Consider the following 9,314-nt stretch of genomic DNA (forward strand, 5'->3'; position numbering starts at 1 on the left):
TGCGGGCCAAGGACAAGCTCCCCGTGCTGGATTGTCCTTGCCTGGCACTTCGCCCTGCTGTGGTTCCTTCCAACCGGCGCGTTCGGGCAAGGTATCTGCGACCGCACGCCTCAGGTGCGGGAAGCCCTATTGGAGGTTACCAGGATATCCACCTGCGGACAGGTCACCGGCGCCCATCTGTCCAGCGTGCGGCGACTGGATCTTTCGGCGTCCGAAATCACCGAGCTCAAGCAGAACGACTTCAGCGGTCTGAACTCCCTGGAATGGTTGCGGTTGAACGAAAACTCCCTGACCGAATTGCCTCAAGGGATCTTCAATGGACTGAATTCGTTGAAAGGCCTGTGGTTGCAGAACAATTCCCTAGCTGCTTTACGCGATACGGTTTTTAGCGGGTTAGGCAGGCTGCGTGAACTGGTGCTGTTTCAAAACTCGCTGAGTGTGCTACCCGAAGGAATTTTTTCCGGTCTGGTCGAGCTGAGAACTTTGCGCCTGCAGGACAACTCTCTGAGGACATTGCCCGAGGGAGTTTTTCAAGGGTTGCACAATCTGAGTGAGATGACATTTCTAGGAAACTCTCTGAGAGACTTACCTGGGGAAATCTTTAGTGGCTTGAGCAATTTGAAACACCTGAATCTAGGTCGGAACTCGTTGGGTTCGCTGCCCAAGGATATCTTCAGCGGGTTGAACGCACTTGCGGATTTGGGTTTATCGGGAAACCAGCTAAGTGAGTTACCCGAAGAGATCTTTAGCGATCTGAACTCGCTGGAAACGCTTTGGCTAGTGGACAACCCTCTGAGCACTCTGCCCGCGGGAATCTTCGACGATGTCCTGGATACGATGGGAAGCAGTCCCCATGGGCCCGGACTCGGAGTAGACAACCACATGAAGGCCAGTTTGGCCTTCGCTGCGACTTCACAAATCGTATTTTCAGGAACTAATGTGACGGTTACCGTGACGCTGAGCCGCGAGTTGCCCGTGGCCGTTCGGCTACCCTACAGCCTGGGAGGCAGCGCCACCGAGAACGACTATGCGAATCTGTCCCCCCAACCGGAATCGGGGCTGCTTTTTCCGGCCGGAGAGACGAGCAAGGAGATTCGTTTTGCGCTGCCGGAAAGCGACGACCGCCCGGGTAAAACGATCGTGCTGACCTTGGGGGAGCTCTCCCGGGTCCGTCTGCGCCGCTCCGACGGCTCGCCCCCTGACGCTCCTTTTCTGAAGGCCGAAACCCTGGTCGACCGTCCCGAGGATCTGGCCGACCATACGGTTACGATTTCTTCCCCTAACCAGCCTACGGGTCTTTGCAACCGTACGCCTCAGGTTAGAGACAAGCTGCTGGAGATCACGGGGATACCCGACTGCGCACAAGTCACACTGGGGCGTCTGGCTGAAGTCACCCGGTTGGATCTTTCAGGCAGCGGACTCACCGCACTTCAAGCGCACGACTTCGGCGGCTTGGTCGCACTGCACAGCCTGTTATTGAACAACAACTCCCTCAGGACGCCGCCCGAGGGCGTCTTCAGCGGTCTGAAATCGCTGCGGGTGCTGTGGTTGCAGGGCAACGGGTTCAACAGCCTTCCCCTTCGAGTTCTGGACGAAGTGATCCACAGGCTGGAGGACCTGCGGGTGGATCCCCGACTGAGCGCCAGCCTTGCCTTTGAGTCGAGTGCGCAGGAAACGGTGACAGGCGCAACCGTGAGGGTTCGGGTGTGGCTGAGCCGTGCCCTGCCGGTGGCGGTGCGCGTACCCTACAGCGTGAGCGGCACTGCCACCGAGACCGACTATGGCGGGTTGTTCCCCTCTCCGGAAGTTGGGCTCTTGTTCCCTGCCGGCGAGACTGGGGGGCAGATTGTATTTACTCCCTTGGAGGACTCGGAAGCCTTGGGGAAGACCGTGGTGCTGACCCTGGGGGAGCTCTCCGAGATCGGACTGCGCCGCTCCGACGGTAGCGGCGACGATGCTCCCGGACTGGACGCCGGGGTGCTGGTGGACCGGCCGGCCGCTGGAGCCGTCCACACCGTGACCATGGCTCACTCCAACCAACCGGCAGACGTCTGCGAACGCACGCCGCAAGTGAGGGATGCGCTGGTCGAAAGGCTTGGCCGGGTCTGCGAGGACATTACGACGGCGCATTTGGCCGAAGTGCGAATCCTGAGTGTGGATGACCCCGAGTTTACTACCCTTCAAGCACACGACTTCAGCGGGCTGATCGCCCTGGAATATCTGCTGTTGGATCGCAACTCCCTGACCTCATTGGCCGAAGAGGTCTTCAGCGAATTAACCTCCCTGAAAGGGCTCCGGTTGCAGGACAACTCGCTAAGCATGTTGCCAGAGGGAGTCTTCCAGGGGCTGAATTCTCTGCGAGAGCTATATTTGTATAGAAACTCTCTGAGCGTCCTGCCTCCCAAGGTCTTTCGCGGCCTGGGCAACCTGCGCGAGTTGCGGTTGTGGGGAAATTCCCTGACCGGCTTGCCGCCGGGTGTATTCCAGGGGCTGAGCAAACTGGAGGACCTCGAGTTGGGCGCTAACCACTTGAACCAACTTCCGGAGGGAATCTTTAGCGGCCTTGACAACCTGCGAAGCTTGTGGTTGTCCTTGAACCCCATCAACGAGTTGCCAGAGGGAGTCTTCGACGGTCTGAGCAAGCTGGAAGAGCTGCGGTTGTTGGGCAACCACCTGGAAGATCTGCCCGTGGACATTTTGGACGGATTGGACAACCTGCGCCTCTTGGTATTGTCCGGCAACCCCCTGAAGGATCTACCCGAGGGAATCCTGGACGATGTGCTCGATACCTTGGGCGGAGAATACACTGTCGATTTCGGAGCAGGCGTGCTGGGCGGCAACCCTAACGTCATACAAGTGCCCTATCGCGGCCATCTGTCCGTGGATTCCGACCTGAAGGCCACGCTCGCCTTTGCTTCAACCGAAACCGAGGCGCCGGAGGGCGCCACCGTGAGGGTGCCGGTCACCTTGAGCCGGGAGCTTCCGGTGTCCGTGAGGGTGCCCTATTCCGTCGGCTTCGGCGGGGCCTCAGCCGGTTACACCAACCTCTCTCCCGCTCTGGACAGCGGGCTTCTCTTTCCGGCGGGAGAGACCCGAGGCCAAATTTCCTTCACATTGTTGCGGGATACCGCCGCCCAGGGAGAAAGAAGCCTGGTGCTGACCCTGGGGAAGCCCACCGAGATCCGCCTGCGCCGCTCCCACGGGGAGCCCCCCGACGCTCCGGACCTAAGGAGCGATAGTCTTGTCCTCCGGTCCAAGCACCAAGCCCTCCACACCGTGACCGTTTCCGACGTCGATCCGGCAGAGCGGGACCCCTTCTGCCTCTCGCTGTGGCAGGATTCGCCCTGCTCCACGGTGGCCATCCTGCCTCATCTCTTCCTGGGCCCCCTGGGCGAGCATCTGGCCAATACTGAAGTGGCTGTCACCCACAAGGACCCCGAAGCGGCTCATTGCGAGGTGGCAGTGTTGTTTGACCAAGGGACCTCGATGGCCTCGGCGGTGTCGTTCAGCGGACGGTTTCCGGACGGTAACCTCTTCCGCACCACCCTTCCCAGGGGAGGGGCCGAGTTGCTGACCCTGACGGCTCCAGATGCCGGACAGCTGACATCCGGAGCTCTATACGTCTTTGCTCGCTCGCCCTGCCAGACCGGCTCCCTTCAGGTCCAGGCGCGCCATCTGCTGGAAAGTCCATCCGATGGAGAAACGGTGGAACTGTTTTCCGTAGACGGCCAATCGGAAAACGACTGGCTGGGAGACGGAGACTGCCGCAGGCTGACCGCAATGTTGAGAAATGGCGACAACGTGGGACTGGCTTCGGTGACCACCCGGCCGGGACAATCGGCCCCGCCCGGCACCCGACTCCGCTTCGCGGAATTCGATCTGAATGGGAACTTGATCGGCAGCCTCGGCAGCCTGGAGATCTACGGGCAGCACCACGCCACATATCCCTGGTCGCTCGATCGGCCCGCAACCATCCAGATGTGCCTGGACGTGCCCGGCGCCAGTGACTTTCAACTGGCCATCGATGCCCTGGGCACCACGGCCGGGGGCGCCAAGGTGCAATTTTCCACCGTGATCATTCCCGGTGACACCGGGCCGGACGACCGCGGCCCGAGTCGATAAAGGTCTGATCGCATGATCGAGAGAGAGCCGTACACGAGCGGTAAGTCCGCAGCCCGGATCGGGCTGAGGCTGTGCGTACCCCTGCTTCTGCTGGCCGATCCCGGATCGGCCGGTTCCCAGGACGGCCTCCCCAATCTGAGACCCGTTCGCCCTGAGGGCTGGTCGGACAGCCTGGTGATCTCCAACCGGCAGGAGACACACACCGAAACCCTCCGGCTGATGGCCCAGGATCGCCTTTTTGTGGACTTCGCCGTCATCAACAGCGGCGGCTCCCCGGCCGCCGCGCGTTTCCGGATCGAGCTCTTCCTGGACGGCCGCTTGAGGGAAACCTTCGATGTGGCCCCTCCCCTGGACCCACAGGTCTTTCGATTTCGCGAGGACTATCCCCTTGGAAGATTGAGCAGCGGCACCCACACGCTTCGAGTCGTTGTCGACGGGGGAGAAGCGGTCCCGGAAAGCGACGAGACCGACAACCAGTACACCAAGACTTTTTTCGTCAGCGGCGCCTGCTTCCCGCTGACCACCAGGGTTTCACCGAGGGGGGCCGGAACCGTGACGCCCAACCGAGAGCCCAACTGCGGCAGCACCACACTCAGTGTCAGAAGCTCGGATGTCGATGATCAGGATTCAAACCAGAAATTGGGCATGGGCGGAGAACCGGTGCTGCAGGCTCAGCGGGACAGGGCGTTTGAGGCACTGAGGGCCAGGGTTCGGGGCGAAGGCAAGGCAAAGGTGATCGTGGGATTGAAGACCGATGGCCAATCGGTGTCAGCGGCGGTCAGCAGCCTGAATGAAGTCCAAGCCCGCTCCCCGCTGATTTCCCGCGTCCAGCAATCGCTGCTGACCCGATTGGGCGGCCACAACCTCTCGTCGGTTCGTCGCTTCAAGTACATGCCCCATGTGGCCATGGAGGTGGACGAGCCCGCTCTGGAGGCACTGGCCTCCGACCCGGAGGTGGTTACCCTGGAGGAGGACATCAGGGTCGAGCCTCTGCTGGAGACGAGCACGACCCTGGTCGGCGCACCCAATGCCTGGAACCTAGGGTATTCGGGAGCAGGCCAGGCGGTCGCCATCCTGGATACGGGGGTGGACGGGAAACACCCTTTTCTGAGGGGCCGGGTGGTGGCGGAGGCCTGTTATTCCGGCGCCGAAAGCCGCTGGACGCCGCTCTGTCCCGGGGGCGTCAGGGAGTCCACCGGCATGGAGTCGGGAGAGCCCTGTTCTTCGTCAAGCAGTTGTTTCCACGGCACCGCCGTAGCCGGGGTGGCCGCCGGGAGAGGGACGATGTTCTCGGGAGTGGCCCCCGAGTCCGGGATCATCGCCATACAAGCGTTTTCCCAGTGCCCGGGCCCCGTCAACTGCCTGGCGTCATCCACCAGCGATTGGGTGGCCGGCCTCGAGCGGGTCCTGGAGCTGAGCGGCGGCTACGACATCGCCGCGGTCAACATGAGCTTCGGTGGGGATCTCTTCTCGGAAGAATGCGACGCCGAATTCCCCGCGGTGAAGGCCGCCATGGACAATTTACGGGCGTTGGGCATCGCGCCCGTTGCCGCTTCCGGGAACAAGGGATCCTCAACCGGAATCGACTTCCCATCCTGTATCTCCAGCGCAGTCAGCGTGGGCTCCACCGACACCGGCGCCGATGAAACGACCGCGGATGAGGTCTCAGTCTTCTCCAACAACTCTCCCTTGCTGGACCTGCTGGCGCCCGGCCGGGGGATCAACACCTCGGTGCCCGGCGAGGATTTCGGTCGCTTCAATGGAACCTCCTTTTCCACACCTCACGTCGCCGGTGCCTGGGCGGTGCTCAAATCGAAGGCGCCCAACGCTTCGGTTGCGGAGCTGCTTTCCGCCTTGAAGAGTACCGGTGTTCCCGTTGTCGATCCCCGGAACCAGCTCATCAAGCCTCGAATCCAGGTGGACGCCGCCCTCGACAAGATCGTCAGAGAAATCCCCTATACCACCGGTACCCGCCTGACACTGACCGCCGGGCCCAATCCCGGCTTCCGCTTCAAGGGCTGGCAAGGGTGCGATTCGCCTTCAGGGAATCGCTGCGCGGTCGAGATAGACTCGAGCAGGCAGGTGGTTGCCCTCTTTGAACCGACGTCAGCAGCCCACCCCGATCTGATCCCCACTTCGCTGGTGGCTCCTCCGACCGCCGACTTCGGGCGTCCGGTCTCGATTTACGCCGCCGTCAGCAATCCGGGCCCGGTGGATGCCGGTCCTTTCCGGGTCGGATTCTATCTGTCGGTCGACGACATCATTACCATCGACGACACCTGGTTTGCCGCCTGCTCCTTCGACTCGGGTCTGGCCGCGGGAGAATCGGAGACCTGCGACCGGCTGTTTCCGCTGCCTCCCCGGCTGAGTGCCGGCCGTTACTTCCTGGGCGCCATCGTAGACGACCTGGACCAGGTGTCCGAGAGCAGCGAGACCAACAATGTCAAGGCCAGCGACGGAGGGCCGCTCGAAGTCTTTGCTCCGCCTCCGGGCGCCCGGTCGTTCATCCCGGTGGTCTTGAGTTCAGCCGGGCTCAGGAATTCCTTCTTCACCTCGGAGCTGACCCTGACCAATCGGAGCGCTCAGGAGACGCGACTCGAATTCATCTACAAGTCCCACCGGGGTGGGGGAAGCGGCCTGGCTTCCGATGTGATCGCCCCCGGCCGGCAGATGATTGTGCCAAATGCCCTCGACTATCTCAGGCAGCAGGGGCTTCCCGTTCCCTCGACCGGAAACCGCATCGGGACGCTGGAGGTGAGGCTTCCCGATTCTTCTTCGGAGATCGGAGCCCTGGTTCGGACCGCCACGGCCGTGCCCGAGGGCCGGGCCGGTCTGGCCTATGCCGGCATCGACGGCGACAGGGGATTCCATGAAGCCGTCTATCTGTGCGGCTTGCGCCAGAACACCCGGGACCGCTCCAATGTGGCTTTCCAGAACATGGGCACCACGGCCGACGGAACGATCACCTTGAAGACCACGGTGTTTTCCGGCGACCCCGGTGATGACACCGTCAGGGACCTTGGGACCATGGAGCTTGGCCCCGGAGAGTTTCACCAGTTTTCGCCGGTGCTGGGGACGGTGGCCAACGGCTACGTCAGGGTGGAGCCGGTTGACGGAGAGGCCCCCTTCTATGCCTACGGCGTCATCAACGACCAGACCAACTCCGACGGCTCCTTCGTCTTCCCGGTCTCAGCCGGTTCGCTGGAGGGCAGCCTGCGCCACACCCTGCCGGTGATCGTCGAGGTCAACGAGTTCTCCAGCGAACTGATAGTGACCAACTTCTCCGAAGAAACCAAGACCCTCGACTTCAGCTTCGTGGCGGAGGGACTCACCACTCCTGACGACACGGCCGGCTTCAGCCTGAGGCTGGAACCCGGCCGGCAGCGGATCATTCCCGATGTCATCCACACCGAATTGCGCCGGAAGGGCGTGCAAGGGGTGCCCGCGGGAAGGGGTGGACTGGCCGGAGCCCTGTTCGCCACGGTGAAGAGCGGCGACATGAGCGGGATCGTGATCGGGGCCCGCACCAGTTCCTCCGACGGCCGCGGCGGGCAGTACGGGGTCTTCTACAATGCCGTGCCCGACGGGGCAGCCGTTACCGGCAGCGCCTGGATCGACGCCCTGCAGCAGAACGAAGAGAACCGCAGCAACCTGGCCCTGGTCAACACCGGAGAAGTCGACGACAGCCCCAGCCTCTTCGAGATCGACATCTACGACGGGGAGACCGGCATGCTGGTCAGGACGGTCTCCATGGACAATGTCAGGCCCGAAGACGCCAACGGCATCAGGCTGGCGGCCAGGCGCTGGCATCAGATCAACGGCATCCTGAGCAAGTACACCCGGGGAACCACCCAGGGCTACGTTCGGGTCCGCCGGATTTCCGGCAACAATCCCTTCCTGGCCTACGGGGTGGTCAACGACGGCGGGGCTCCCGGGCAACGCAGCGGCGACGGGGCTTACGTCCCGGCGCGGGACTAGCACTGATTCGTCGAGTGTTGCTCCTGATTTCCAGCAATAACCTCAAATCGCTTGTAAATTCCCCTACCAGCCACTAGCCCGCATTTCTCACCAGGGGGCGTGATCCTGGCGCAGGCATTGTTCCCTCAGCGCGTGCTCGGGAGCGAAGAGCGTAGCCGTCACTACGGTCGAGCGAGCATGGATGCGCTGAGGGGAAAAGGACAAGCCAGGGCACGCCCAGCGCCGTGTGTAACCGCAAGACGTACCAATCAGACCCATGAGGTGCTGAAAATAGATGGACTTTCCTCTATGAATCGAGCGGCCTGGTGAGAAATGCGGGCTATAGGCATCGTGCGGTTTATTTACTTGACGAATCTACCGCATGGTATAGATTAAATGCCACTCACTGCCTGACTCCAAACAGCAGCGGTTCAACAAAGATCAAGGAGCGATTGCCATGAAACCTCTAACTCGGATGGTTCTCTTGGGATGCGTATTGGTCATGGCTGGCGTCCTGTCCGGTGTGGGTCCCGCCTCGGCCCAGGAAGCACCCGATGTCACGGCCCAGGATGTGGTGGACCGGGATACCCTGAAAGCCTTCGTCCAGGGGGCGATTGCATGGTTGGGGGCGCAATTCGAGAGTGGAGAGGCGGTGGACATTAACGCCCTGAAGGATCTCTTCAGGATGGAACCTGGTCCCTGGAAGCACGGGTCCACCTACTTCGTTGTGCTGGTGAATAATTACTTGGTTGAAGGTGCGGTATTGGTTTTTTTCGACGCGGGCAATCCAGACCGCGATTTCAAGCTCCTCTCGGTGATTGAAGACGCCAATGTGGTGAAGATCATGCAAGATCTCGTCGCTGCGGCAGTCGATAATGCACCCATGATGGAAGGAGGCTTTGTCGCGTATGAAGAGGCAGGTGTGAGTAGAGTCAGCTATGCTCAACTTGTCGTTGCGCCGGAGAACGCAGGAGTTATCGCCAATCAGCAACTTGTCATCAGCGCCGGTTTCGATTCCGCAGACGTTCCAGCCGAGATGGACATGATGACGACCTTCGTACCGGTGGTGCTGGACTTGAGGGGGAAGAGCAACTCCCACTTCACCTCGGAGCTGGCCCTGACCAACCGGGGTGACGAGGCGGCCATGCTCAACTTCACCTACACGGCCGAAGCCGGCGGGGGCAGCGGCACCGCCACCGACATGCTGGGTCCCCACCAGCAGAAGATCGAGGCCA

Annotated in this window: 3 protein-coding genes; all 3 read left to right on the top strand. The window is 61.6% G+C overall.

Translation table 11 applies throughout. The annotated features are described in order from the left end of the window. Positions 1 to 129: 129 nt before the first annotated feature. Complete coding sequence (locus OXI69_08410) at positions 130 to 4,122, top strand: leucine-rich repeat protein (protein ID MDE2666159.1); 3,993 nt, start codon at positions 130 to 132, stop codon at positions 4,120 to 4,122. A gap of 12 nt (positions 4,123 to 4,134) precedes the next feature. Continuing rightward, a complete protein-coding gene (locus tag OXI69_08415; GenBank protein ID MDE2666160.1) occupies positions 4,135 to 8,100 on the top strand; it encodes a S8 family serine peptidase in 3,966 nt (1,321 codons plus the stop codon). Positions 8,101 to 8,536: 436 nt separating this feature from the next. After that, positions 8,537 to 9,314, top strand: a 778-nt coding sequence (locus OXI69_08420; protein ID MDE2666161.1) for a hypothetical protein, incomplete at its 3' end; no start/stop codon positions are given.

Source organism: Acidobacteriota bacterium (assembly GCA_028875575.1).
Lineage (GTDB): Bacteria > Acidobacteriota > Terriglobia > Versatilivoradales > Versatilivoraceae > Versatilivorator.

Bases quoted from the DNA above. Each gene is read 5' to 3' on its own strand.
- OXI69_08415 (MDE2666160.1), top strand. From the start codon at position 4,135: ATGATCGAGAGAGAGCCGTACACGAGCGGTAAGTCCGCAGCCCGGATC.